The 25683-nt window shown below is 35.8% G+C and carries 27 protein-coding genes; 2 read left to right on the top strand and 25 right to left on the bottom strand.

Annotated features, from left to right (window positions below; all coding sequences use genetic code 11):
• Nucleotides 1-22: 22 nt before the first annotated feature.
• The 9 genes from sucD to DFR56_RS23675 all read right to left on the bottom strand — a co-directional run bounded on the left by sucD (nt 23) and on the right by DFR56_RS23675 (nt 8402).
• The gene (sucD, locus tag DFR56_RS05470; RefSeq protein ID WP_110394434.1) at nt 23-925 is read right to left on the bottom strand and encodes a succinate--CoA ligase subunit alpha; all 903 of its coding nucleotides are present in this window, start codon (nt 923-925) and stop codon (nt 23-25) included.
• Nucleotides 926-989: 64 nt separating this feature from the next.
• On the bottom strand, nt 990-2168 hold the full coding sequence (gene sucC, locus DFR56_RS05465) for an ADP-forming succinate--CoA ligase subunit beta (RefSeq protein WP_110394433.1): 1179 nt from the start codon (nt 2166-2168) through the stop codon (nt 990-992).
• Nucleotides 2169-2273: 105 nt separating this feature from the next.
• Nucleotides 2274-2543: an EscU/YscU/HrcU family type III secretion system export apparatus switch protein gene (locus DFR56_RS05460; protein WP_110394432.1), complete on the bottom strand. Its 270-nt coding sequence runs from the start codon at nt 2541-2543 to the stop codon at nt 2274-2276.
• A complete protein-coding gene (locus tag DFR56_RS05455) occupies nt 2540-4486 on the bottom strand; it encodes a hypothetical protein (RefSeq protein ID WP_110394431.1) in 1947 nt (648 codons plus the stop codon). Before DFR56_RS05455 ends, DFR56_RS05460 begins: the two co-directional genes overlap by 4 nt.
• A gap of 10 nt (nt 4487-4496) precedes the next feature.
• Nucleotides 4497-5270, bottom strand: a complete 774-nt coding sequence (locus DFR56_RS05450) for a ribonuclease HII (RefSeq protein WP_110394430.1) — start codon at nt 5268-5270, stop codon at nt 4497-4499.
• A gap of 157 nt (nt 5271-5427) precedes the next feature.
• The gene (gene ylqF / locus DFR56_RS05445) at nt 5428-6267 is read right to left on the bottom strand and encodes a ribosome biogenesis GTPase YlqF (RefSeq protein ID WP_278250655.1); all 840 of its coding nucleotides are present in this window, start codon (nt 6265-6267) and stop codon (nt 5428-5430) included.
• Between the two features lie 12 nt (nt 6268-6279).
• On the bottom strand, nt 6280-6843 hold the full coding sequence (lepB, locus tag DFR56_RS05440; RefSeq protein WP_110394429.1) for a signal peptidase I: 564 nt from the start codon (nt 6841-6843) through the stop codon (nt 6280-6282).
• Between the two features lie 1131 nt (nt 6844-7974).
• Nucleotides 7975-8175 carry a GrpB family protein gene (locus DFR56_RS23680; protein ID WP_280523445.1) on the bottom strand — a complete coding sequence of 67 codons (201 nt, stop codon included), beginning with the start codon at nt 8173-8175 and terminating at the stop codon, nt 7975-7977.
• Nucleotides 8176-8240: 65 nt separating this feature from the next.
• Nucleotides 8241-8402 (bottom strand): GrpB family protein, encoded by a 162-nt coding sequence (locus tag DFR56_RS23675; RefSeq protein ID WP_280523443.1) that lies wholly within the window; start codon nt 8400-8402, stop codon nt 8241-8243.
• Nucleotides 8403-8645: 243 nt separating this feature from the next.
• Between DFR56_RS23675 and DFR56_RS05430 the strand changes: the two genes are divergently transcribed.
• Nucleotides 8646-10208, top strand: a complete 1563-nt coding sequence (locus tag DFR56_RS05430; RefSeq protein ID WP_110394428.1) for a Na+/H+ antiporter NhaC family protein — start codon at nt 8646-8648, stop codon at nt 10206-10208.
• Nucleotides 10209-10508: 300 nt separating this feature from the next.
• On the opposite strand, the gene rplS is transcribed toward DFR56_RS05430, so the two are convergent.
• The 10 genes from rplS to smc form a co-directional block, all read right to left on the bottom strand.
• Nucleotides 10509-10853, bottom strand: coding sequence for a 50S ribosomal protein L19 (rplS, locus tag DFR56_RS05425; RefSeq protein ID WP_110394427.1), 345 nt, complete (start codon nt 10851-10853; stop codon nt 10509-10511).
• 126 nt (nt 10854-10979) lie between these two features.
• Complete coding sequence (gene trmD / locus DFR56_RS05420; RefSeq protein ID WP_110394426.1) at nt 10980-11717, bottom strand: tRNA (guanosine(37)-N1)-methyltransferase TrmD; 738 nt, start codon at nt 11715-11717, stop codon at nt 10980-10982.
• Nucleotides 11717-12220, bottom strand: coding sequence for a ribosome maturation factor RimM (gene rimM, locus DFR56_RS05415; RefSeq protein WP_110394425.1), 504 nt, complete (start codon nt 12218-12220; stop codon nt 11717-11719). Before rimM ends, trmD begins: the two co-directional genes overlap by 1 nt.
• Before the next feature lie 11 nt (nt 12221-12231).
• On the bottom strand, nt 12232-12624 hold the full coding sequence (locus tag DFR56_RS05410) for a YlqD family protein (RefSeq protein ID WP_110394424.1): 393 nt from the start codon (nt 12622-12624) through the stop codon (nt 12232-12234).
• A 207-nt stretch (nt 12625-12831) separates the two neighbouring features.
• Nucleotides 12832-13059, bottom strand: coding sequence for a KH domain-containing protein (locus tag DFR56_RS05405; RefSeq protein WP_110394423.1), 228 nt, complete (start codon nt 13057-13059; stop codon nt 12832-12834).
• Between the two features lie 14 nt (nt 13060-13073).
• Nucleotides 13074-13346: a 30S ribosomal protein S16 gene (gene rpsP / locus DFR56_RS05400; protein WP_110394422.1), complete on the bottom strand. Its 273-nt coding sequence runs from the start codon at nt 13344-13346 to the stop codon at nt 13074-13076.
• A gap of 82 nt (nt 13347-13428) precedes the next feature.
• Entirely contained in the window at nt 13429-14772 is a 1344-nt protein-coding gene (gene ffh / locus DFR56_RS05395) for a signal recognition particle protein (RefSeq protein ID WP_110394421.1), read from the bottom strand.
• Between the two features lie 13 nt (nt 14773-14785).
• Nucleotides 14786-15088 carry a putative DNA-binding protein gene (locus DFR56_RS05390; protein ID WP_242694738.1) on the bottom strand — a complete coding sequence of 101 codons (303 nt, stop codon included), beginning with the start codon at nt 15086-15088 and terminating at the stop codon, nt 14786-14788.
• A gap of 386 nt (nt 15089-15474) precedes the next feature.
• Nucleotides 15475-16470, bottom strand: coding sequence for a signal recognition particle-docking protein FtsY (gene ftsY, locus DFR56_RS05385; RefSeq protein ID WP_110394419.1), 996 nt, complete (start codon nt 16468-16470; stop codon nt 15475-15477).
• 24 nt (nt 16471-16494) lie between these two features.
• Entirely contained in the window at nt 16495-20064 is a 3570-nt protein-coding gene (gene smc, locus DFR56_RS05380; protein WP_110394418.1) for a chromosome segregation protein SMC, read from the bottom strand.
• Nucleotides 20065-20218: 154 nt separating this feature from the next.
• Between smc and DFR56_RS05375 the strand changes: the two genes are divergently transcribed.
• Nucleotides 20219-20443, top strand: a complete 225-nt coding sequence (locus DFR56_RS05375) for a DUF1128 domain-containing protein (protein ID WP_110394417.1) — start codon at nt 20219-20221, stop codon at nt 20441-20443.
• 833 nt (nt 20444-21276) lie between these two features.
• On the opposite strand, the gene rnc is transcribed toward DFR56_RS05375, so the two are convergent.
• The 6 genes from rnc to fapR form a co-directional block, all read right to left on the bottom strand.
• Nucleotides 21277-21969 carry a ribonuclease III gene (rnc, locus tag DFR56_RS05370; RefSeq protein ID WP_244916430.1) on the bottom strand — a complete coding sequence of 231 codons (693 nt, stop codon included), beginning with the start codon at nt 21967-21969 and terminating at the stop codon, nt 21277-21279.
• A 151-nt stretch (nt 21970-22120) separates the two neighbouring features.
• Entirely contained in the window at nt 22121-22354 is a 234-nt protein-coding gene (gene acpP, locus DFR56_RS05365; protein WP_110394415.1) for an acyl carrier protein, read from the bottom strand.
• 61 nt (nt 22355-22415) lie between these two features.
• Complete coding sequence (gene fabG / locus DFR56_RS05360) at nt 22416-23156, bottom strand: 3-oxoacyl-[acyl-carrier-protein] reductase (protein ID WP_110394414.1); 741 nt, start codon at nt 23154-23156, stop codon at nt 22416-22418.
• A 1-nt stretch (nt 23157) separates the two neighbouring features.
• On the bottom strand, nt 23158-24099 hold the full coding sequence (fabD, locus tag DFR56_RS05355; protein ID WP_110394413.1) for an ACP S-malonyltransferase: 942 nt from the start codon (nt 24097-24099) through the stop codon (nt 23158-23160).
• Between the two features lie 3 nt (nt 24100-24102).
• Complete coding sequence (gene plsX, locus DFR56_RS05350; protein WP_110394412.1) at nt 24103-25104, bottom strand: phosphate acyltransferase PlsX; 1002 nt, start codon at nt 25102-25104, stop codon at nt 24103-24105.
• Nucleotides 25105-25107: 3 nt separating this feature from the next.
• The gene (gene fapR, locus DFR56_RS05345; RefSeq protein WP_110394411.1) at nt 25108-25683 is read right to left on the bottom strand and encodes a transcription factor FapR; all 576 of its coding nucleotides are present in this window, start codon (nt 25681-25683) and stop codon (nt 25108-25110) included.

The following is a 25683-nucleotide window of genomic DNA, read 5'->3' as shown; positions in this document are numbered from 1 at the left end:
CTAAACGGTTGCTTTCGCTTTTCTAATGTGTTTTACATTTTTCGGCTAGATCTTTTTCTTTTAATAGGTTAATCATTGTTTCGCCCATTTTGGCTGGTGATTCAGCGACTTTAATACCACATTCAGCCATCACACGTTTTTTCTCTTTGGCAGTACCTTCACCACCAGAAATAATTGCTCCTGCATGCCCCATTCTTTTTCCTGGAGGGGCAGTCGCTCCACCGATAAATCCTGCAACAGGTTTGGTCATATTTTCTTTCACCCAACGTGCGGCTTGTTCCTCTGCAGTACCACCAATTTCACCAATCATCATCACAGCAAGTGTTTCTGGGTCTTCATTAAATTCTTTTAATACATCGATAAATGAAGTTCCATTAACTGGGTCTCCACCGATTCCTACAGCAGTCGTTTGTCCATAACCAGCTTGAGATAATTGATGTACTGCTTCATACGTCAATGTTCCAGAACGTGAAACAACACCAATATGGCCTTTTTTATGTATATAACCAGGCATAATACCGATTTTACATTCATCAGCAGTAATGACCCCTGGACAATTTGGACCAATTAATCGTGTATTTTTATCTTTCATGTAATCTTTTACTTTAATCATATCTGTGATTGGGATATGTTCCGTAATGCAAATTGTCATCTCTAACCCTGCATCAGTTGCCTCCATAATTGCGTCCGCTGCAAATGGCGCCGGAACATAAATAATCGACACTGTTGCCCCAGTAGCCTTAACTGCTTCTTCCACTGTATTAAAGACAGGAACGCCTAAAATTGTCGTCCCTCCTTTTGCTGGAGTAACACCACCGACAATGTTTGTACCATATTTAAGCATTTGTTCTGAATGATCCATCCCTGCAGAACCAGTAATTCCTTGTACAATCACTTTTGTATCTTTATCAACATAAATACTCATTATCGAAACGTCCTTTCTTGAAACTGATATCGCACGTTTATTTTGTCATTTCGCTCAAGCATCGTTATTTTTGTTTAACTGTTTCTTTTACCATGTTAACGATTTTTTTTGCTCCATCGCCCATTGAATCTGCAGCTGTAATATTGAGACCTGATTCATTTAATAATTTCTTGCCGATATCAACGTTCGTACCCTCTAATCGTACGACAAGTGGAATTTTTAAATCGAATTGTTTTGTAGCCGCAATGATCCCCTGGGCAATATAATCACACTTCATTATTCCACCAAACACGTTAACAAGAATTCCTTTTACCTTTGGATCAGATAAAATTATTTTAAATGCCTCGGCTACTTTTTCAGGTGTAGCATCTCCACCAACGTCTAAGAAGTTTGCCGGGTTTCCGCCTTCATATTTAATGATATCCATCGTTGCCATTGCAAGACCTGCACCATTAACCATACAACCGATATCTCCATCAAGTTGAATATAGCTTAAATCATATTTTGAAGCTTCTATTTCATTGCGATCCTCTTCATCAAGATCTCTTAATTCTAATACATCTTTTTGACGATATAACGCATTCCCATCAAAATTCATTTTCGCATCAAGTGCTAATACATTTCCCTCTTTCGTTGTAACTAAAGGGTTAATTTCCGCAACCATACAATCTTTATCAATAAATGCTTGATATAAATTTAACATTAAATTAGCAACTTTATTAATGACTTTATTAGGAAAATTTAAATTAAATGCTAATCTTCTCGCTTGGAACCCTGTTAAGCCAATAGCTGGATCAATTACTTCCTTAAAAATCTTTTCAGGTGTTTCGGCAGCAACTTCTTCAATTTCCATGCCACCTTCTTCAGAGCCCATCAAAACAATTTTAGAGAGATTGCGATCTAATACAAGGCCGAGATAATATTCTTTATCAATATTACATCCTTCCTCGATTAATAATCGTTTCACTTCTTTTCCTTCTGGTCCTGTTTGAGGAGTAACAAGTACTTTCCCTAAAATTTCTTTTGCATATGCACGTACTTCATCTAAATTGTGTGCAACTTTAACGCCGCCGGCTTTTCCTCTTCCACCAGCATGAATTTGAGCTTTTACAACCGTTACTTCACTACCGATTCTTTTCGCATACTCTACAGCCTCATCAATCGAATACGCTACATGCCCATTAGGTACATTTACTCCGTACTGCCTCAAAATATTTTTACCTTGATACTCATGTATGTTCATCTAAATGCCTCCGTTTAAAAAATTGACTGCTATCTTATTGTAATAAAAACGACAGAATTAAACAAAGAATAAGCATTAATTATCTATACTGATTCGTATTCCTTATCATTTGTCGATTTTTTGATCTAACCGATAAACAAAAGCGAACACCTCAGCAACAGCTTCATATAATTCTTCAGGGATCGTTTCATTCACATTCAAATTAGCTAACAATTCAACTAATGATGGATCCTCTAATACAGGTATATGATGTTCTTGAGCACTTTCAATAATCGTTTCTGCGACAAGTCCCTTCCCTAAGGCTGAAACTCGAGGTGGTGCACCTTCTGTTTGATCATAGGATAAAGCAGCTGCTTTTTTTCTATGTTCGTTCATATGAAAAAATCAAACCTTTCTTTTTGATTATTCAAGTCTTTTTTGGGCTGCTTGATCGTTTCATTTTGCTCGGGTACATGAAGTGGCTTCCATGTAATGGTCGATAAATGATAATGTAACTTATTTAAATTGTGAGCTAGTGTTTCTTTTAAATCAGTATTATTATATGTTAAATCGTGTATATCATTAAAAATTGTGACCGAAATTATTCTTTTCTGTATATGCATGTCGATAATTGTTTCTTGTAAATGGTGTAAATGTAAGACAAATAAAATTCGACAATAGTCTGGATCGATTTGATCTTTTTCCGTTTTTTTCCCTTCAAATTGCATAAAAATATCTTTATGTAAACCAAGCTTTTCTCCTGGAATCTGTAAAGCAGCATGAAGAAAATTATTCGATTCTTGCACAGATTGTAACTGCATACCATTAATGAAGTGAAGAAGTTGGTGGACTCGTTCATTTGAACCAACATTTTCTTGCTGAATCATTTGTAGGAGAAGCGATTTCACTGTTTCAGGTTGTTTATGATTTACTATAGTCTCTCCTTGCTCCAGTATGGAGGAAAAGTGCATTTTTAGCTGCGATTCATCGAGAAGTCCAATTGATTGGACATAATTGTTTATATGGATAATGAACTGTCTTTGTAAGGGCTCATATAAACTATTATGTTCTTTTGTCTCAGTTAAAAGTACATCTTGTGCTATCTTGTATGTCTCTTTATTCGCCATCATTTGTAATAATTGGATTAATTGCGTGTTATTCTCCATCTTATTTTGTTGGAATAATGGTCGTATTTTTTCTTTTGTAATAGTAGGTAAAAGTGGTATTAATTCATCCATTATCATGTTTCTCCATGTTGCTAATTGTTCACTTGAAATGGTATTAGTTTTCAATGGATGATGAAATAGTCCAATTATTTTTGCGGCTATTGCTTGTATTTCTCGGGCATTTACTACAATTGTTGAAAATGTTTGTAGGATTTGATTGCTCCTCTCTGAAGAAAATTGTCCTACCTCTTTTTCGCCAATGTTTTGTCCTGTCGTATGCTGAAAATTAGTTTTCAACGAGTTAATGGGTTGCTCTACTGTCTGTGACATGCTTGACTCCTTGTAAATTTCCCTTCCAATGAAAGAATTCCAAAATTGTTCAACCGATATATGGTTACGATTAGCTTGAAGGAATTGTCCAACTGCATTATTCAAACGAGATACTTGCTGATTGATATCGACAATTCCAGCCATCTTTAAAAGAGTAAAAATTGTTTCCCTTTGTTGAGGGGCATCAAACATTTGTTTGACTAATTGTAATTCCGAAGATAAAGGCCTCTCAACAATACTTTCTAAAAGCGTAAGTAATTTTTGTTGTGAATCCTGTAAATGAGGAAGTTGCCTTAATTCTGTTATTAGTTGGTGTAATAACGGCGAGATGGTTGTATGCTGATTGGAAGAAAGTGCTTGAAAAATAGTATTGGTCATAGGCAAGCGGTTAGCAATCATTTCTTTTAGCACTTGCATTGCATCCGTTTTACTTGGAGCTTTCTCCAACATTTGCACTGCTTGTTGTAGTTGCTCTTCGGTAAATGAAACTTTATCATTCATTAGAGCGTGCATAAATTGACTATTTAGTTTCGTCCCTTTTATCCCTAACTGAGTTAGTAAATGTACTATATTTTGGCTATTTTCTTGCTTTAAAGGTTCACCAATCACTTTTAATTGAACTAATTTATCAGCTGCTTGCACTTGAAAGAAATATCCTCTACCAACACTTAATGGAGTAGTAATTTCCGCTACTAATTTATGAGCACCAATTTGAATTTCGGCACGATTATTTGGGAATATTTTCAATATTTTCCCTTGAACAATTTGACCATCTCGTAAAGTAGTCACTCCATTATTTGCCGGCTGTATAAGTCTATCTCTCACTATTCCTAATACCGTCATTCTTACCCTCCTAACTCGTTATTGCCTGCATAACTGGGCCAAAACTTCTTCGATGATAAGGAGTGGCACCATATTTTTTTAATGCATGAAGATGTTTTTTTGTACCGTATCCTTTATTGTTTTTAAAGTCATACATCGGATATTTTTCATCCATTTCTTCCATGAGACGATCACGAGTAACTTTTGCTAACACGCTCGCTGCGGCAATTGCCACACTCTTTTCATCCCCTTTGATTATTTCTTTTGTCGGAAATGGTAAACCAGATAATTTTACGGCGTCAATGAGTGCCATTGTTGGAGTTTGCTCCAAATTAACCAATGCCTCAATCATTGCCCTTTTTGTCGCTTGGAATATGTTTATCTCATCAATAATTTTATTATGTAAAATAGATACATGGTAACTTATTGCTTGTTCAGTAATTCTTTCATAAAATATATTACGCTCTGTTTCTGTTAATTGTTTTGAATCCGTTAAGCCAATCAATGTAAAACCAGCTGGCAACATAACAGCTGCGGCAACTACTGGACCAGCTAAAGGACCACGTCCTGCTTCATCTACACCGGCTAATCCTGCTTTACCATATGTACAAAATTGTTGATCAAACTGATCCATTTGATGAAAATTATGTAATAATGTTGCTTTTTTTTGCTGTTTTTTATCGTAAATAGTAATTAATCGCTGAACGCCTTTACGTTTATCCTCCCGTAGTTCATTTATTAATTCTACGTCTATTTCATCTTGATCAAGAAGCTCTTTTATCGTATGTATTGGCTTTGTTTTCATGCTTTTGTTCTCCCTATTATATATATCGGTATGATTTAAGTATTTTTAAAATGGAAAAAACGAGACTGGGACATAACGAAGTGATCAAATTTAAAGATGAACCACACACTACCTTATCGGATTTATCTTTGATAAAAACACTTTTGTCCCAGCCTCTTTATTCAGGTACTTCTAATGTTATTCTTCCTAATTTCCCTGTGCGAAAGTCTTGTAAAATAAATTCTGCTACTTTATCAAAATTAACTTGTCCACCACTTTCTAATGCACCACGATGTTTTCCAATATGAACAAACGTATCCCACATATCGTCATGTTCCGTTAATCGGTATCGTTTTTCTAGTTGATTTGGATCATGTTCAAACAAAAAATCGATCACAAACGCAGCAACATCTTGTGTCGGAACTAACTCATATTTAATAGTGCCGATCGCAGCTAATTTCATCCCAATTAATTGTTCTTCAAATTTTGGCCATAAAATACCTGGCGTATCTAATAACTCAAACTTTTGCCTTACTTTAATCCATTGTTGTTTTTTTGTTACCCCTGGACGATCACCAATTTTGGCAATTTTTTTATTGGCTAACCTGTTAATTAATGTAGATTTTCCGACATTTGGCACCCCTGCAATTAATGCACGTACTGCCCTTTGTTGTACTCCTTTATTTAATAGCCTCTTTTGCTGTTCCAACCCTTTATTGTTTACGACTTCTATTATTTTAGCGATATCATTTTTATTATTTACATGGATCGCAAGTGCAGTTATTTCATTTTCATTAAAATAAGTGATCCATTTTTTTGTTTTAACAGGATCGGCTAAATCCTGTTTCATTAACAAAACAACTTTCTGTTTATTTTGAATAATCTCTTGTAACATTGGATTTTGTGATGCATGTGGCGCACGAGCATCGACAAGTTCAATGACAACATCGACTAATTTAAGATTTTCTTCAATCTCTCTTCTCGCTTTTGCCATATGTCCTGGAAACCATTGGATCAATGAGAAACACCCCTAATCTTTCAAAAAATGAATCCTCTGAAGCGGCCAATAAATGATACTCGTTTTACCGACTATTTGATCGATACTAATCAGTCCTAGTGATCGACTATCGGTGGAATTACTTCGATTATCTCCCAAAACTAATACATAGCCTTCTGGGATTTCATCATATCCACCTGGTAGCATCTCTAGTGTAAAATCATTCGTAATAATTGGATATATGATAGGAGTATCATCATGTTGCTCAAGAAATGGTTGTTCGACTTCTTTTCCATCTATATAAAGAATATTATCTTCTACCATCACATGTTCACCAGGTAAACCAATTACCCGTTTTATAAAATCTTTTTGCTCTGATGCATGGAAAATAACGATATCAAACCGTTCTGGTTTTGTAATATGGTAAATAAATTTATTCACTATCATTTGGTCACGATCATAAAGGGTTGGTTGCATGGAGGGACCATCAACGATGATTGGGGAAAATAAAAATTTCCGGACAAGTAATGCAAAAATTAATGCGATGATAAATACTTTAAACCAATCAGATCTTCCATTTGAGATTTGTTGCGACATTTATTCCCCTCCGTTTACAGCTAGCCTACATATTTAATTGTAATGGAGCAATAGTTTTTTTACCAATAATTTATGAATTATTTATACTTTCTCTCCATTTTTACAACCCTAGTACATCCGACAAGTAAAGAAATATAAAGATTCTTTTATGAGTTTCATGAAGAACTTACCAATCAAACCTATTTTCATTCCATTGGTTTCTAAACTCATTCCAATTAATAAATGATGGCTGTACAGAGAGGACATCCATTTGTTGCTCATCTTCTTCATACATAGTTAATGGTTCTCTTGAAAATTTCTTCCCAACCTTCTACTATCGTCATCACTTGATAAGTTAAAGGGATACCCTTTCTTATGGATTTTCTCTAATCATACACTTCCAAGCCGGCACTACTTTCTGTCCCTGCAGGATAATGATGGATAATATTGAAAAAACAAGTGATGCATAGAACACAAACAGCAGCAACTTATATTAACTTTTTCTTATTTATCTTCTTTTCCATACTTATATCATCATTTTACATGAGGAAAAATGAGGGAACTCTTTCCTGTTAGATTTCTTCCTTGCTTTCCTCGCTATGATCTAAAAGATAAGCAAATTTATGTATTCCTACATATAAATTTCCGTTTATATGTATGAACGTATGTTCGTTTGTGTTATACTAAAAAATAATAGTAGACTGGCTTCTTATGAGGGAGGGTGGCACACTTTTTCTTTAAGGATATTTCCTAAAGGAGGAGGTGGTGTCATTGGGTATGGAGAATGTGTTAGCGCTGATGATTTCATTTGGCGCATTGATTGCATTTATCGTGTCCGAGCGAGACAAAAAATAATCCCTCCTGCTCTTGAGCCAGCGCGTGAGGGATTATCATCTTAACGTGCCATCCCCTCTTTGAAAAGGGTTGGTCTACTCTCACCGTTCCATGTTGATGGCATGGAACGGTTTTTGTAAAATATGTTTTCTAGTCCTATTATACCACAATATATTGATTGTGACACCTATAATCAAAACAGCCCCTTGATTGCGTTAACTGTTCCCTCGTATACAATATCTTGAAGTGCCAAGCTCCTCTTGAATAAAAAAGACATGTTTCTTGTGATGTCCGGTAATACCTTATACGTTTAATGAGTTAACACTTCAGTTCATTTTTAGCTTTATTGATAATCGCTTCAATAAATGGAGCTTTAACTGAGGCGTAAAGTAGTCTATCCATATGGTACTTTTCAGCTAAGTCCTCTTTTAACTGATGAATAAGCACTATTGGATAGTTTCTTAAATAATCTCTGAATAGGATATTATTATTCCAATACTCACTCTGGTACTGATAAATATGAAAGTGATGTGTGCCTGCTCTCCACTGTCCTTTTCTAAAAAAATCGTCTAAAAAGGAACTCCTTATGAAAGTACAAATTCATATCCTATCTGACTTAGTGACCCAATAAACTCGTCTACATCTCTTAAATCTTTTACTCCAGCCATTATGTCAATAATAGGTTTTGATCCTAAGTCCTTAACGGAAGTGCTGCCAACTTGCTCAATCCCAATAATCTTTCCCATTCCGTGTTGGTTGCAAGAAAGTTTTAGATAATATGATGATCTATCGCATTCTACGATCTTACAAACTAGAAAGAGGAAAATCTGTCATGAGACGGTGCCCTCCATAATAAGATAAATTAACAGTTCTTTATTCTTAATATTCTAATAATTATTCCTGCTTGTGTACACTCATTTTTATCGATTGGAGGTGATAAAAAAGTTGTTTGCAATTCATTCCAACAATAAGAAAGGAAGGGATATTGAATGGTTGAAACAGCTTGGTCATTATTACCACCTATTTTCGCAATCGTATTAGTTTTACTGACAAGAAGGGTGCTTTTATCTTTAGGGGTTGGAATTATTGCCGCGGCATTATTTATTACGAACTATCATATGATTGATTCAATTTTACTCATATGGGAAGCATATAAGGGCGTATTTGTTGCTGATGGTAGTTTAAATACTTGGAATATCTATATTTTACTCTTTGTGCTGATGCTTGGAATTATTACTGCGTTTGTTCATTTACTTGGTGGAACGAAAGCATTTGGCGAATGGATCATTCGTCGAGTAAAAACACGTGTTGGTGCCCAGTTAATGACGATGACACTAGGGATCGTCGTTTTTTTAGATGATTATTTTAATAGCTTGACTGTTGGTCAAATTGCAAGGCCTGTGACAGATCAGCATCGTGTTTCTAGGGCAAAACTTGCCTATATTGTCGACTCTACAGCCGCTCCTATTTGTGTGATTGCCCCTATTTCTAGCTGGGGTGCTTATATCATCGGCTTAATCGGTTCGGTGTTCGTAACACATAACATTACAACTCAATCAGAACTTGTGGGCTTTTTAAAGATTATTCCGATGAATTTTTATGTTTGGGCAGCACTTGGTACCATGTTTGTTATTATTATTAGTAAAGTTGATTTTGGTGCGATGAGAATGCATGAACAACATGCGATAAAGACAGGAGAAGTGATAAAACATCAATTGAAGGAAATAGATAGTCATGATACTAATCAACACGAAAGCAAGGTAGGGAAAATGAGTGATTTAGTTATACCGATAGCTGCTCTTTTTATTGCTACGATTGGTTTAATGTACTGGACAGGGAGTCAATCTGTAACAGAGAGTAAAAATCTCATTACCATTTTTGGAGAAGCAGATGTTTCTAAATCGTTATTATATGGGGGCATTGTTGGTACGATCACTACGTTTCTATTATTTATCCGCCATTTTAAACAAGGGGAAGTAGAAAAAAGTCATTTTGTAAAATCCGTCATTACTGGAGCAAAATCGATGCTCCCTGCATTTGCTATTTTAATCTTCGCTTGGGCAATTTCTGATCTTATTGGTCAGCTTGGAACAGGATTATATTTAGCCGAACTTGTCCATCAGTCTAACTTACATTTTTGGTTCCTTCCATTTATCGTCTTTTTAATGGCTGGGTTTATCGCCTTTGCTACTGGCACGTCTTGGGGATCTTTTGCCTTACTTATGCCAATTGCAGGGCAAATTGCTGCTGCAACAGAAATCGATCTACTCCTGCCTATGCTTGCTGCAGTACTTGCTGGTGCTGTGTTCGGTGACCATTGTTCTCCTATTTCTGATACAACGATTCTTTCATCAACAGGTTCAAGTTGTCATCATATTGACCATGTAACGACACAGCTTCCATATGCGTTAGTTTCAGCAGGAATTGCTGGAATAGGCTACTTAGTGTTTGGCTTTACTGGAAGCGTGTTGCTCGGTTTAGCCATTGTTGGGATTAGTCTTGTCGGATTATATATTTTTCTTACTAAAAAACCAGTCAAAAAGTTATCTTAACTCAACTTTCGAGAGTGAAAAGGGACAAAAAACCTTTCATAGAATGAAATTGGATGAAAATACAGTGCTCAAGTTGACCTTGGATTAACTGTTTGCTCTAAGGAGTCTGTTTACATCTAGACTCCACCTGCTCTTTTCGTTACGTTTGTTGCTATTATCACGCATTTGATATAAACTGCGCAGGTTAATTCTTAGATGTAAAAAACAAATCTATTTGGGTCGTCAAAGATTTTCTTTTTTTGAAAATGTGAAAAACCTCCAAACAATTGTTTAGAGGTTTTTGTTTTTAATCGTATACTATTAGATTCTTTCTTTAATACGTGCTGCTTTTCCACGAAGTTTACGGATATAGTACAATTTAGCACGACGTACAATACCTTTACGAGTAACTTCAATTTTATCAACACGTGGGGAATGAAGTGGGAATGTACGCTCAACACCTACACCATAAGAAATTTTTCTTACTGTGAATGTTTCATGGATTCCCCCATTTTGTCTTTTAATGACGATCCCTTCGAAAATCTGAATTCTTTCTCTCGTTCCCTCAACAACCTTTGCGTGTACACGCACTGTGTCACCAGGACGAAAATCAGGATGATCTGTACGTAATTGATTTTTCGTAATGTCTGCAATTAATTTTTGCATGGTATTCACTCCTTCCAAACTAATGCTCTTACCAAATAGCTTGATAGCGGAACATCGTTTTCGAGCTTAACGATTTAAGCACATCTTATAATATATCATAAGTATGAAAATGGAACAACTAAAATCTTATTTTTTTTCGCTTTTTATTTCCTTTAACAATAGTAATTCAGCTTCACTTAAAGTCGTTTCATTCATTAAGTCTGGTCTTCTTTCAAATGTTCGTCTTAGTGATTCTTTTTTACGCCATTTATCAATTTCCGCATGGTGACCTTGAAGTAAAACAGCTGGTACTTTCATCCCATTATAATCTGCCGGTCTCGTATAATGTGGGTGTTCAAGTAAACCAGTTGAAAATGAATCTTGTTTCGCAGATTCAACATTTCCTAAAACATTTGGTAAAAGTCTGACGACACTATCAACAACGACGAGTGCACCAATTTCACCACTCGTTAATACATAATCACCAATAGAAATTTCGTCGGTAACCAAATGCTTACGAATTCGTTCATCATACCCTTCATAATGACCACATATCATAATAAGATGGTCTTCTTTTGCTAGTTCTTCTGCTTTTTTCTGTGTGTATGTTTCTCCCTGTGGGCACATTAAAATAACTCTTGGTTTCGAATGACGTTGTTCTTTCGCAAATTGAACCGCATCAAAGATCGGCTGTGGAGTTAAGACCATACCAGCACCACCGCCATATGGGTAATCATCCACTTTTTTATGCTTATTTGCTGAAAAATCACGGAAATTAATTAGATTATAATGAAATTCTTCTTTATCCAATGCTCTTTTTAAAATAGAGCTATTAAAAGCCCCATCGAGCATTTCCGGAAATAATGTTAAAATATCAATATGCATTACTCTATTAATCCTTCCATTAATTCAATAATGACTTTCTTATTTTTGATGTCAACCTCTTTCACGACATCTTCTATATATGGGATTAAAATCTCTTTTCCACTTTTTTCCTTAACAACCCAAACATCATTCGCACCTGGAGAAAGAATATGATCAATCACTCCTAATTCATCTCCCGTTGTAGTTACGACAATACAGTTAATAATTTCATGGTAATAGTATTCATGTTCTGCTAGGTCCGTAAGTTGTTCTTCTTTAATATGTAGATTAATTCCTTTCAATTGCTCTACATCGTTAATCGAATCATAGCCAGCAAAATGTAATAAATCATTATTTTTTTGTGTACGAAATCCGTCGATTGTAAGTGGAATAAATGAATTTGATTGATCGATAACATAGACTACTTCACCTACTGCAAAGCGTTCGGCAAAGTCTGTGATCCGTTTTACTTTTACTTCTCCTTTAATGCCATGTGTATTAATAATTTTTCCGACTATAAACATTTTATCACCTTTTACTCATGATCAATTCTAATGACTATATCATCTTCTATCACGATTGATTTCTTGCCGACAATCTCATCCCATCGCATGCCGACTTTCACATCGACAAGTCCGTCGACTTCTTTTTCAATAATTTCACTACCAATTTCAAGTAGTTCTAGTTGTTCCATTTTAAAATCTATCACCATTATTTTATCTTTCCGATGTTTAATTTCTTGTTGGAATCTTTCTGTAATTTCTGTTTTGGAAGGGCCTAATTTATTCTTTAGTTTACGTTGTTCAAATAATAACTGTTGGCACTCTCGTTCTAATTGTATTTTATCTCGTGCAAATTGTTCTCTTAGTACTTCTTTACTCTTTTCAGTAATAACTTGTTTTATGAGAACTCTTTTCATTATTTGCATTTAAATCCCCATCCTTTAAAAGAATTCTACGCACACGGATTAGACAACAATCTATTATGATTCATTGTTACATAATTGGGGTTTATATAAACGATCCATTTTTTCTATCTGATGTATACAACTGAGGTTTAATTTTATAGGGGCTCACATATGAAAAAATGACGAGATTGGAAGGGAAAAGGCAGTCCTTTTCCCACCAAATCGTACTTACATGATGTCGAGATAAACACGTTTATTTGTTTCCGGCTTTGAAGAATAAACGATCGTACGAATTGCTTTTGCAATTCTTCCGTTTTTTCCGATTACCTTACCAACATCTTCGTCATTTACAGTTAAATGATAAACAATTTTTTTAGCTTCTTCCCTTTTTTCGACAACGATATCTTCAGGGTGGTCAACTAAAGGAGTCACGATTGATTCAATTAAAAGCTTCATGAAATCACTCTACTTTACTTTTGATTTTTCGCATCGTGAAACTTTTGCATTATACCTTGTTTAGAAAATAAGTTACGGACAGTATCACTAGGTTTTGCACCTTTTGACATCCAGTCTAACGCTTTTTCTTCGTCGATTTTAACCGATACAGGATCTGAAACTGGGTTATATGTTCCAATTTGTTCAATCGAACGACCGTCACGTGGTGAACGAGAATCTGCTACTACGATTCGGTAAAAAGGTTTTCTTTTTGCGCCCATTCTTTTTAAACGAATTTTAACTGCCATTTGTTTGCACCTCCAATAATCTATTACACCTAAATGATTTTAACATGGTTCATTTAGTCTGTAAAGTATTTTTACATGACAGTTACATAAAAGGTAGCTGAAAACCTTTTCCTTTTTTCCCTTTTTGCATATTTGTCATCTGTTTCATCATTTTTTTCATCTCATTAAACTGCTTTAATAGTCTATTTACTTGGGAGACATTTGTTCCTGAACCTTTAGCAATTCGCTTCTTTCTACTTGCATTCATAAGCGATGGATCTTGTCTTTCTGCTTTCGTCATCGATTGAATAATTGCTTCGACAGAAATGAGTTGCTTTTCATCAAATTGAACATTTTTCATCCCTTTCATTTTATTGGCACCCGGGATCATCGCAAGAAGGTCTTCTAAAGGCCCCATTTGTTTCACTTGACTCATTTGTTCAAGAAAATCATCAAATGTAAAGGACATCGTGCGCATTTTTTCTTCTAATTCTTTTGCTTGTTTTTCATCAATATTCGCTTGTGCCTTTTCAATTAAGGTCAACACATCACCCATACCAAGAATACGAGAAGCCATTCGTTCTGGGTGGAATTCTTCTAATTCGTCTAGCTTTTCTCCCATCCCGATAAATTTGATTGGCGTATCGGTAACAGCTTTAATGGATAAGGCTGCTCCACCTCGAGTATCACCATCTAATTTCGTTAAGACAACACCTGTAATATCTAAATGCTCATTGAAGCTTTCCGCAACATTTACCGCATCTTGTCCTGTCATCGCATCAACGACGAGAAAAATTTCATCCGGTTTTACTTCTGCTTTTACATCTTCTAATTCTTGCATTAGCGTATCATCAACATGAAGGCGACCCGCCGTATCAATAAGTACATAATCATGATGTTCTTGTTTAGCGTATTCGATCGCTTTTTTACTTATTTCAACAGGGCTTACGTCTGTTCCCATTTCAAATACAGGCATATCTAATTGCTTTCCGAGTGTTTGCAGTTGTTTAATTGCAGCTGGTCGGTAAATATCACATGCAACGAGCAGAGGTGATTTATTGTATTGTTTTCGTAATAAATTGGCGAGTTTTCCTGTCGTTGTCGTTTTCCCTGCACCTTGTAACCCGGACATCATAATGACTGTTGGTGGTCTGTCACTTACAGCAATTTTACTTTGTTCGCCACCCATTAAATTTGTCAACTCTTCTTGGACAATTTTAATGACTTGTTGTCCTGGTGTTAAGCTTTCCATTACTTCTTGCCCAATAGCACGTTCTTTTATGTCGTTGATAAAGCTTCTGACAACTTTAAAATTAACATCTGCTTCTAATAGAGCAAGGCGAACTTCTCGTGCCATCGTCTTTACATCTTGTTCGCTAACTTTTCCTTTACCAGTGATTTTCTTGATCGTTTCTTGTAAACGATTTGAAAGTCCTTCAAATGCCATAGAAGGTATCCTCCTAGTCTATTTTCTGTAATTTGTCCATTACCTTTACTATTTCGGTAGTGTCTGATCCGTTTATTATTAATTGTTGTAGCGTTGTAAGTAATTGATTCCGCTTCATAAATTTTTCATATAAATGAAGCTTTTCCTCGTAAGAATGTAGTAATTGTTCTGTCCTTTTTATGTTATCATAAACAGCTTGTCTTGACACGTCCCTTAAGTTCGAAATCTCTCCTAATGAATAATCTTCACGGTAGTACAGTTCCATATATTCTTTTTGTTTATTCGTTAATAGCTCATGATAAAAATCATATAACATATTAATTTTCGTTGTTTTTTCAAGCACGTGTCTTCATCCTTTTTAATCAAGGCTTTTTTTATAGCCCGATTCCTTCGTTCACATTTCAAATACACTTCACTTACCACAGACAGCTGATGGGCCCTCTCGCGTGCTACGCTCCTGCGGGGTCTCCGACGCACAATGTTTATTGCACCGAGTAATCGCAGGTGTAATACGTTGCCACAAATGTTTTCGATGGGACGAGCATTTAGCGGAGTCCTAGGACGTGCTAGTGTTGGCGTAGGTCGCATGGACCGTGCTACTTTTAGCCGACCGAATCCTTCGTGTATTCGATTTGCTTAGTGCATGATACATTTTTCATTCTAATCGTAACAATCTTTTCCATAGCTACCTAAACAAGCATTCTATTGGTGATCCTCATCTTCTTCCAGCATATCAGCAAATAATCCATATACAAATGCATGTGCATCAAACTTTTTCAAATCATTAATTCCTTCCCCAAATCCAACTAATTTAACTGGTATATTTAATTCATTTCGGATCGCAAGGACGATTCCACCTTTTGCAGTTCCGTCCAATTTCGTTAGGACAATGCCAGATACTTTTGTTGCATCTGAAAATGTCTTCGCTTGGCTTAACGCATTTTGGCCAGTTGTAGCATCTAATACTAATAGTACTTCATGTGGCGCATTTGGAACTTCACGCTCAATGATACGATGAATCTTTGCTAATTCATTCATTAAATTTACTTTATTTTGCAAACGACCAGCAGTATCACAAATTAATATATCTGCATTTCTTGATTTAGCTGCTTTAATGCCGTCAAATATGACTGCAGCAGGATCACTTCCAGCTGACTGCTTGATTACTTCAACCTCTGCTCGTTTGCCCCATTCTTCTAATTGTTCAATTGCTCCTGCCCTAAACGTATCACCCGCAGCCAAAACGACATGTTTTCCTTCCTTTTTTAACTGGGCAGCTAATTTACCAATCGAAGTCGTTTTTCCGACTCCATTTACACCAACGACTAAAATCACCGTAAGCTCATTTTCCTGGATATTGATATGTTCTACCGTTTCATCGTCATCATGATAATAAATTTCTACTAATTTTTCGGAGATGACATCTTTTACTTCATTCGTTTCTTTTATATTACGACGTTTCACTTCAAATTTAAGTTCATCAATTAAATCCATTACAGTGGAAACACCAACATCGGACATGATAAGCGCCTCTTCTAGCTCTTCAAAAAACTCCTCGTCAACTTGACGGTATCGTGCCATTAAATCATTTATTTTATCGGTAAATGATTGTCTAGTTTTTTTCATCCCCTCTTTATATGTTTCTGTTTCTTCTTCATTTTTAATAAAACGATTTTTAAGTTTGTTAAAAAAACTCAATGTCCTTCTTCCTTTCTTAAATCTTTACGTTGATTCCACAAGGTCTGATGTGTCTTCGAGTCTTACAGAAACAAGGCGTGATACACCAAGTTCTTGCATGGTGACACCATATAAAGCGTCTGCTTCTTCCATTGTTCCCTTTCGATGAGTAATCACAATAAATTGTGATTCTTCACTAAATGTTTTTAAGTAATTTCCAAACCGAACTACATTTGCCTCATCTAGTGCCGCATCCACTTCATCAAGGATACAAAACGGTACGGGACGTGCACGTAAAATAGCAAATAATAAAGCAATCGCTGTTAAGGCGCGTTCCCCACCTGATAGAAGTCCAAGGGAACGTAATTTTTTCCCAGGAGGGCGAGCGACGATTTCAATTCCTGTCTCAAGTAAATTATTTGGATCAGTTAATGTTAATTCAGCATGACCACCACCAAACAATTGTTTAAAGACATTCGTAAAAGAGGACTGTATTTGAACAAACATTGTGCTGAACCGTGCTGTCATCTCTTCATCCATTTCCCGTATAACTGTATGCAAGGTATTTTTCGCAGCAATTAAGTCATTTTGTTGCTCGGATAAAAATGTGTATCGCTCCTTGATTCGCTCATATTCTTCAATCGCTCCGATATTAACAGTTCCTAATTGATCAATAGAGCGTTTAATTGTTTTAACTTCTGCTTTCGCCCGTTCTATATTCTCAACCTTATCATACATTTCAGCTGCCTTTTCATAGGTCATTACGTATTCGGTTTGTAATAGGGATAGACGGTTTTCTAATGCTACATCAAGCCGGTTTGCTTGTACCTCTTTTTCTTGAATCGTTTGGACAAACTTTTCGTGATTTTTGTATAATCCTCTTATTTCTGTTTCCTCATCATCTGTAAGCTGCATTTTCTTTTTACGTTCAGCTCGTAGTTGTTCAATTTTCATCATCGTATCATGACGAAGCTGTTTATATTTTTCGATCTGTTCACCTAATTCATCTTCCCTATTTGCCGATTGTTCTAGTTGTTTTATTTCTTCCATTTGTTCGGTTATCTCGTTATTTTCAGCTTCTAATTGGTTACATTGCTCCTGCAAACCGTCGATACGATGTAAATGGTTTTTCCTTCTTTCCTCCCTTTCAGCAACCGTAATTTGTAATTCATGTAATTGCTTTTCTGTATTTTTTTCATTATCTTTTACGGTTTGTTCTTCATATGTTAATCTTTCAATTGTTTGTTCCGTATTCATTATTTTCGTATTCATTGTTTCTAATCTTTTAACGATTGACTCTTTTTGTTTTTTATAACGCGCTCTATCTTCCTCTAATTGTTCCATACCTACATGATAAGTCGTTAAATTATCTTTTGCTCTTCTAAGTTTTATCGCAAGCTCGCTCTCATTCGCTTGAACTATTTCTAAGTTGTTTTTACATTGTTGCAAATCCTGTTCTGCCTTAGTAACTTCATGTTCAAGCTGCATGATTTTCTCCCTTTGTTTATTAACTTTAGTGGAAAAATCATTTCGCCGCATTTCAAATTCATGAAGTTTTTCTTCTAATAGTGTAATTTCCTTTTCTCGTGAAAATAAGGATTGATTTGTTTTCTTTTTAGCTCCACCTGACATCGATCCCCCCGGATTTACAACATCCCCATCAAGTGTAACGACCCGAAAACGTCTATTCGTTTTTTGAGCAATTTCGTTAGCATGTTGTAAAGTATCCGTAATAATGACATTTCCCATCAGGTGTTCTTTTACTTTGTCATATTTTTTATCTGTTTGGACAATGTTTGCAGCAATGCCAAGAAAGCCTTCATGCTGTTCCACAGTTCGGATCAAATGGTCTGGAATTGTTCTCGTTTCAATCGATTGTAATGGTAAAAAGGTTGCCCTACCTTTATTTTCTTTTTTCAGCCAATGAATGACATTTCTTGCCACCATATCGTTTGAAACGACAACATATTGGGCTTGTGCCCCTAAAATGGTATCGACTGCCGTCATATATTTTGTCGGTACTTGTATTAAGTCCAATACCGCCCCTTCGATATCTTGCAAACGATTTTCTTTACTAGCTTGTAAAATTTCTTTTACCCCGTAAAAAAAACCTTGAAAAGTCTCTTTCATTTCGACTAACATTTCTTTTCTTGATGTTAATTTTGCGATATGTTCATTTCCTTCATACAGCTTTTGCTGCATCACATCGTACTGATTACGTTCGCTCGCTAAATGTTCCTTTAGTTCCGTAATGTAATCCTCTTGCTTTTGAACTTTTTCATGATTCATTTGTATTTTTTCATCTATTTGCTGTTTTTCTTGAAGAAAATTTTCTTCTTCTTCTAAAAAACTTTTATGTGAATCGCTTTGTTGTTGTTTCTGTCCATCTATTTGAGTTAATTGTTTTTCAGTAGATTGTAATTCATTTTGTAGCACAGCTTGCTCATTTAAATATTCGATGTAATCTGATTTTAAATCTTCTATTTCTTCTTTTACGGCATCAAGTCCATGAAAAAGTTTATTTTCTAGTTGTTTTATTTGTGTTTTCACTTGTTGAACCGTTTCTGTTACATGTTTTAATTGCTCACGTTCAGTCGTTAAGGACGTTTTCGTTTGTGCCAATCTTTCTCCCAAGACATGTTGTTCATGGACTAGTTTTTGTTTATTTTCTTGCATATGTTTCGAGCGCTCAATCAGTACATTTCGTTTTCCTTCATATTTTTCAAGTTGTTCTGTCGCTGTTAATAACTTATTTTGTAACGTTGTTATTTGCTGGTCAAGCTCTTCCAGATAATGCCTATCTTTTGTCACATTTGCTTCGCGTTCTTGAATCGCTGTTTTTTCTTTTATTTCTAGCAATTTTTCTTCCTCTATTTTATGAAGGAGTTCTTGCCACTCTGTATGAAGATGTTCGATTTCAGTCACTAATAAAGCTATTTCTACTTTTTCTAAATGTCCTTTTTTTTCCTTATACTTTAATGCCGTTGCGGCTTGTTCTTGTAATGGTTCGATTTGCTGTTCAATTTCATGAATAATATCTTCCACTCGATCTAAATTATCGGCTGTTTCTTTCAGTTTAAATTCTGCTTTATGTTTTCGTTGTTTATATTTTAAAACACCTGCAGCTTCTTCAAAAATTGCACGCCGTTCTTCCGCTTTCGAACTTAAAATTTCATCAATTCTTCCTTGTCCAATAATAGAAAATGACTCTCGTCCGAGCCCAGTATCCATAAATAAATCGACGATATCTTTTAATCTACACGATTGTTTATTAATAAAAAATTCACTTTCACCCGAACGATAAACACGTCTCGTTACATTCACTTCATGGTAATCAATTGGTAATTCATTATCTTCATTATGTAATACTAAAGACACCTCTGCAAAATTTAGCGGGTTTCTCGTATCACTACCTTGAAAAATTATATCTTCCATTTTTTGACCACGCAATGACTTTGCTGATTGTTCCCCTAACACCCAACGAATGGCATCAATAATATTACTTTTTCCACTTCCATTAGGACCGACTACTGCCGTTACGCCTGGAACAAACTCTATCGTTGTACGTTCAGCAAAAGATTTAAAGCCAACCGTCTCTAAACGCTTTAAAAACATAAACATTCTCCTTATTAAACTTCACGCATATGGATAGGAAAAATGAATCATTCATCAATATTTCCATACAAATATTTGTGTTATGTTCTATATCATTGTAAACTAATTTTAAGTTATTTTATATATATATATTTTAAATTGCGGGGGAACCGATATGAATTTAGATAAACCTTCACAGGAAAACTTGAAATACATTTTAGAACAATTAGTCGACAAACTAGGTGTCGCTAATCGTATGCTATTAGATGAAAAAGACTATGATTTAAATAAATATGATGATTTAAAATTTTTATATGATCATGTCGTTACATCTGGCTCTTTAAGTCCAGCTGAAACACAAGCATTTGTGGATGAATTACGCTCTGTACGAAAAGTATAAGCAAAAAAACGTGAATAAAAACAACCTGAAAATCGTTGGAATTGATAGTTCTCTCTTAATAGAAGGAGCTTTTCAACGATTTTTTTGATTTATACTGTTATTATTTACTCAACTTTCGCACGAATAAAATGAGTTCAAACAGTTCGCTTGGTTAAGCTACTTCTCCAATCAATAGATGTTGTTCATATAAGAACGAAACTGTGCAGTAACTGCTAGGTTGTTTTCCGCTACGGACCATTGCTTTCCGTGGGCACGGCCTCAGCCTCCTCGAGAAAACCACTCTGCGGGGTCTTCGGACACGCGCTTTTCCCACAGGAGTCAATGATCCTTCGCTCCAAACAACCACCAGAATAGTGAAAACAAATGCCTCGTACTATTCTATTACACATCCCAGCGAAGGAAATACACGGAGATTCCTATTGGATAGCAAGGAGACCACTGCAAAGTGATTATCGGAAAAATAATGATTAAGCACATTTATAGCAGCCTGAATATGCGTAGACTCCTGCGGGAGGAAAGGCCTAGATGAGACCACACAACGAGCAAAGCGAGTGAGGAGGCTCAACAGCCGCCCACGGAAAGCGAAGCATATTCAGGATGCGGTAGTATACGAATCTATCCCCAATTTTTTTATAACCTTTTCAGTTGTCTCAAAAGGCGGAGTGTATTTCCGTAGCGGTAAGACACATTCACATTCACTATAAAAGTTACTGTGCAGTTTATCTCAAGTGCGTGTTAATAGCAACAAACGTAACGAAAATAGTAGGTGAGTCTAGATGTAAACAGACTGCTTAGAGCAAACAGGTAATCCAAAGTCAACTTGAGCACTGTATCTATTTATGGTTCCTTTTTAATTGTTCAAGCATTTTTTTAGCCGCAAATTGTTCTGCCTCTTTTTTGGAACGGCCGATTCCAATGGCATTTATTTTATTATTAACCGTCACTTGTGCACTAAACTCTTTCGCATGGGAAGGTCCTTTTTCCTCAACGATTTTATATTTTAATGTGTTTCCTTTTTCTTTTTGAATAAGCTCTTGTAATTTTGTTTTATAATCCATCACATGCGAAAAAGCATCACTAGTAATATGAGGGAACACGTGACATTCTAGAAACGATTGACAAACAGCCATGCCTTGGTCTAAATAGAGCGCACCTAGAAATGCTTCAAACACATCGGCAAGTAAAGCTTGTCTATTTCTACCACCTGTTCGTTCTTCTCCTCTACCTAATAAAATATATTCACTCAATCCTAAAATTTCAGCGAAGTGATATAAAGATTCCTCACAAACAATATTCGCTCTTAATTTAGTCAATTCACCTTCACTCATCTGTTTATGCCGTTTATATAAATAATCAGAAACCGCTAACTCTAGTACAGCATCTCCGAGAAATTCCAAACGTTCATTGTCAGATAAATGTCTATTTTGATGCTCATTCACATATGATGAATGGGTAAAAGCTTGAATTAATAGCTCTTCATTAGAAAACGAGATCGATAATGTTTTTTTAAACTTCTTTACGTCCAATTTACTCACCCCTTTAAAAGAAAATGGAAAAGTCCCGCACATGCGAGACTTAAAATCATGGTAGTTACAAAGTTCTCTTATGTATACTACTAATATTTTATATAATAGCAACTTTATACATAATACTGTCATTCATAAGTGCACATGCTCATTATTGCTTGCCTTCAATATAGTTAACAGCATCACCAACAGTATTAATGTTTTCTGCTTCTTCATCAGCGATTTCTAAATCAAACTCATCTTCTAATTCCATTACAAGCTCAACAACGTCCAATGAATCTGCTTCTAAATCATCTCTGAAAGAGGCTTCCATCGTAATTTCTGATTCCTCTACATCTAATTGTTCAACGATAATTTCTTTTACGCGATCAAATACTTCTGACATCTCTTTCACCTCCCTCCAATAGTATATGTGAATTCAACTAAAATTACTAGTGATACTTTTATTACATAACCATGCCACCATCAACATGAATCGTTTGACCAGTTATATATTTTGCATCATCTGATGCTAGAAAACAGACAACATTGGCAATATCTTCTGGTTCTCCTAATTTTTCTAATGGAATGGTTGATAGGATTGCAGTCTTTTGTTCATTTGTTAACACATCTGTCATATCTGTCGTAATAAATCCTGGTGCAATCGCATTGACGAGAATATTACGGGATGCTAGTTCTTTCGCTGTTGATTTTGTTAATCCAATCATCCCAGCTTTTGCAGCAACATAATTTGCTTGTCCTGCATTTCCACTAACCCCAACAATGGATGCGATATTAATTATTTTTCCTGCACGTTGTTTCATCATTTGTCTTGTTACTGCTTTTGTACAAAGAAAAGCACCTTTTAAATTTGTTTCAATGACATCATCAAACTCTTCTACTTTCATTCGCATTAATAAGTTATCTCTCGTAATCCCAGCGTTGTTTACTAGAATATCGAGTGTGCCAAATGTTTTTATCACTTCTTTTATCATTGCTTTTACATCTTGTTCATCCGCTACATTCGCACGGATTTTAATTGCTTCTACACCTAGGTCTTTTAATTCCTGGACAACCTCTTCTGCTTTTGTTTCATTTCCAGCATAGTTGACAGCAATATTTGCCCCTTTTTCTGCTAATGCTAATGCGATCGCTCGTCCAATCCCACGTGATGAACCTGTAACGAGTGCTGTTTTACCTTTTAACATATTAGGCATCCTCCTTATACCAAGATAGAAATTGCTCAAGAGATTCTTGATCTTGGACAGCAAATGTTTTTATTTTACGATTAATTTTTCGGACTAAACCACATAATACATTTCCTGTTCCTACTTCAACGAAAGCGTCGACTTCCTCTTTGATCATATTGTTAATTGATTCTTCAAAACGAACAGGGGAATATAGTTGTTGAATTAATAACTGTTTTATTTCTTCTTTATCTGTCACAGCCCCTGCGGTTACATTTGCATAAACTGGAACCGTCGCATCGTGAAATGTTACTTGGTTTAATGAGTCTTGAAAGGTGTCATTTGCCGATTGCATCAATCGTGAATGGAATGGTCCGCTCACATTTAGAGGCAGAACTCGTCTTGCCCCAGCATCCTTTAAAAGTTCTCCCGCTTCTTCGATACCACCTCTAGAACCTGAAATAACGATTTGTCCTGGACAATTTAAGTTAGCAATATCTACTATTTCTTCTTCCGAAATTTTTTCAAGTTCTACACGTATTTCTTCTTCTTTCATGCCAAGTACAGCTGCCATTGTCCCTTTTCCTTTGGGGAAAGCTTTTTCCATTAACCTACCACGTGTCATCACTAATGGAAGTGCTTCTTCAAGAGAAAGAGCTTGAGCGGCAACTAAGGCACTATACTCTCCTAAACTATGACCAATCGTCATGACCGGAGTAATATTTTCTTTTATTAGCAAAGTGAAGACAGCAATACTATTTAACAGTAAGGCTGGTTGAGCATTTTCTGTTTCTGTTAATGTCTCTTGTGGTCCGTTAAACATTATATCCGTAATATCCTTATGTAAAACATTGTTCGCTAACGTATAGAGTTGCTTTACTTCCTCATATTGATCATATAACTCTTTTCCCATTCCTACTACTTGTGATCCTTGCCCTGGGAACATGAATGCAATTTTTTTCATCTATTATTCCTCCTCCACAAAATCTAACGATGTTACAGTTCTTTCAATCGTACCAATAACGTCGTTTTCAATCATATGACATGCTTGTTTAATCGTATGGTATATAGCACGACTATTCGATGATCCGTGCGATTTAATGACAGGGGCTGATAATCCAAATAATGCCGCACCACCATATTCTGGATAATCAAGTTCGTTTTTTAGTTTTTTTAAATCATTTTTTATTAGTCCAGCGGCAAGCTTCGTCTTTAAAGAAGATGTTAATGTATTTTTAAGTAACTTCATTACGTGTAAAGCGGTTCCTTCAATTGATTTCAATGTAATATTACCGCTAAATCCATCAGTGACAACGACATCAGCAACCCCATTAAGTAAATCTCTTGCCTCCACATTGCCAATAAAATGGATCGGTGCATTGGCCAGTTGTTGAAATGCTTTTTTCGTTACATTATTACCCTTTCCATCCTCTGTCCCGACATTTAATAAACCTACTGTTGGCTTTGGAATCATTCTAACTTTTTCACAATAGATGGAGCCCATCACTCCATATTGTACGAGATTGTGTGCACTTGCATCGACATTTGCTCCTGCATCAAGTAATAAAAATCCCTTTCCATCTGCTGTTGGCAAAGTCGGACTTAGTGCTGGACGATCAATTCCTTTTGTACGTCCGACTACAAACAGTCCAGAGACGACGAGGGCTCCTGTATTGCCTGCTGAAATACAAGCATCCGCCCGCTTTTCTTTTACTTCGTTTGCCATTAAGACAACAGAAGCATTTTTTTTCCTCCGCACCGCTCGAATCGGCTCTTCATCTCCTTCGATCATTTCGTTCGTATGAATAATGGTAATTCGTTCATCATTCGATAAATATTTTTTAATTTCATTTTCATTACCAACTAATGTAATATGTAATTCTTTCACATTATCAATGGCTTCCATCGCGCCTTCTACCACTACTTTTGGCGCGTTGTCTCCCCCCATTGCATCTATCGCTATTTTCATGAATTATGTCTCCTTTTTGTCTCCACTTGAACGATACATATGAAATTCGCCTGTAAAAACTAGTTCATTTTTTACATAACTTTGAACGTTGACGATCGTAATTCCATTTTTTTGAACATCCTTTACCTCTGCTTTTGCAACTACTTGTTCTTTCAGGTTCACTTGTCGTTTAAACATAATTTCCGACTTTCTCGTTAAAGCTAGTTCATCGTTTATTAAGGCGACAGCCAATGAATTTGCTTGCGCGAAAAGGTGATGTCCACGAGCGATTTTATTCCTCGAAAAAACGTGCTCACGTTGAATTGTCATAATCGATATCGCTCGTTTGTCTAACTCTAAGTCAATAATATCTCCAATGACCTCTTCAAGCGGTAAAGACTTGACTGTTTCATTCCAGTGATTCGTCGCCACAGATTTTATCCTCTCCCTTAGCTCCGGGATGGACAATTCTAACCGGTCTAAGCGAATCGTTTGAATACTTACTTTAAAATAATTCGCTAACTCTTCATCCGTAATAAAGGGTGTACTCTCTATTTTTTCAACTAATAATTGTTGGCGTTTATCTTTTTTCATCCTCAT

Source organism: Pseudogracilibacillus auburnensis (genome assembly GCF_003201975.1).
In the GTDB taxonomy this organism is placed as follows: Bacteria; Bacillota; Bacilli; order Bacillales; family Amphibacillaceae; genus Pseudogracilibacillus; species Pseudogracilibacillus auburnensis.
The sequence above is the reverse complement of the archived record's forward strand: the minus strand, read 5'-3'. Positions and strand labels throughout refer to the sequence as shown.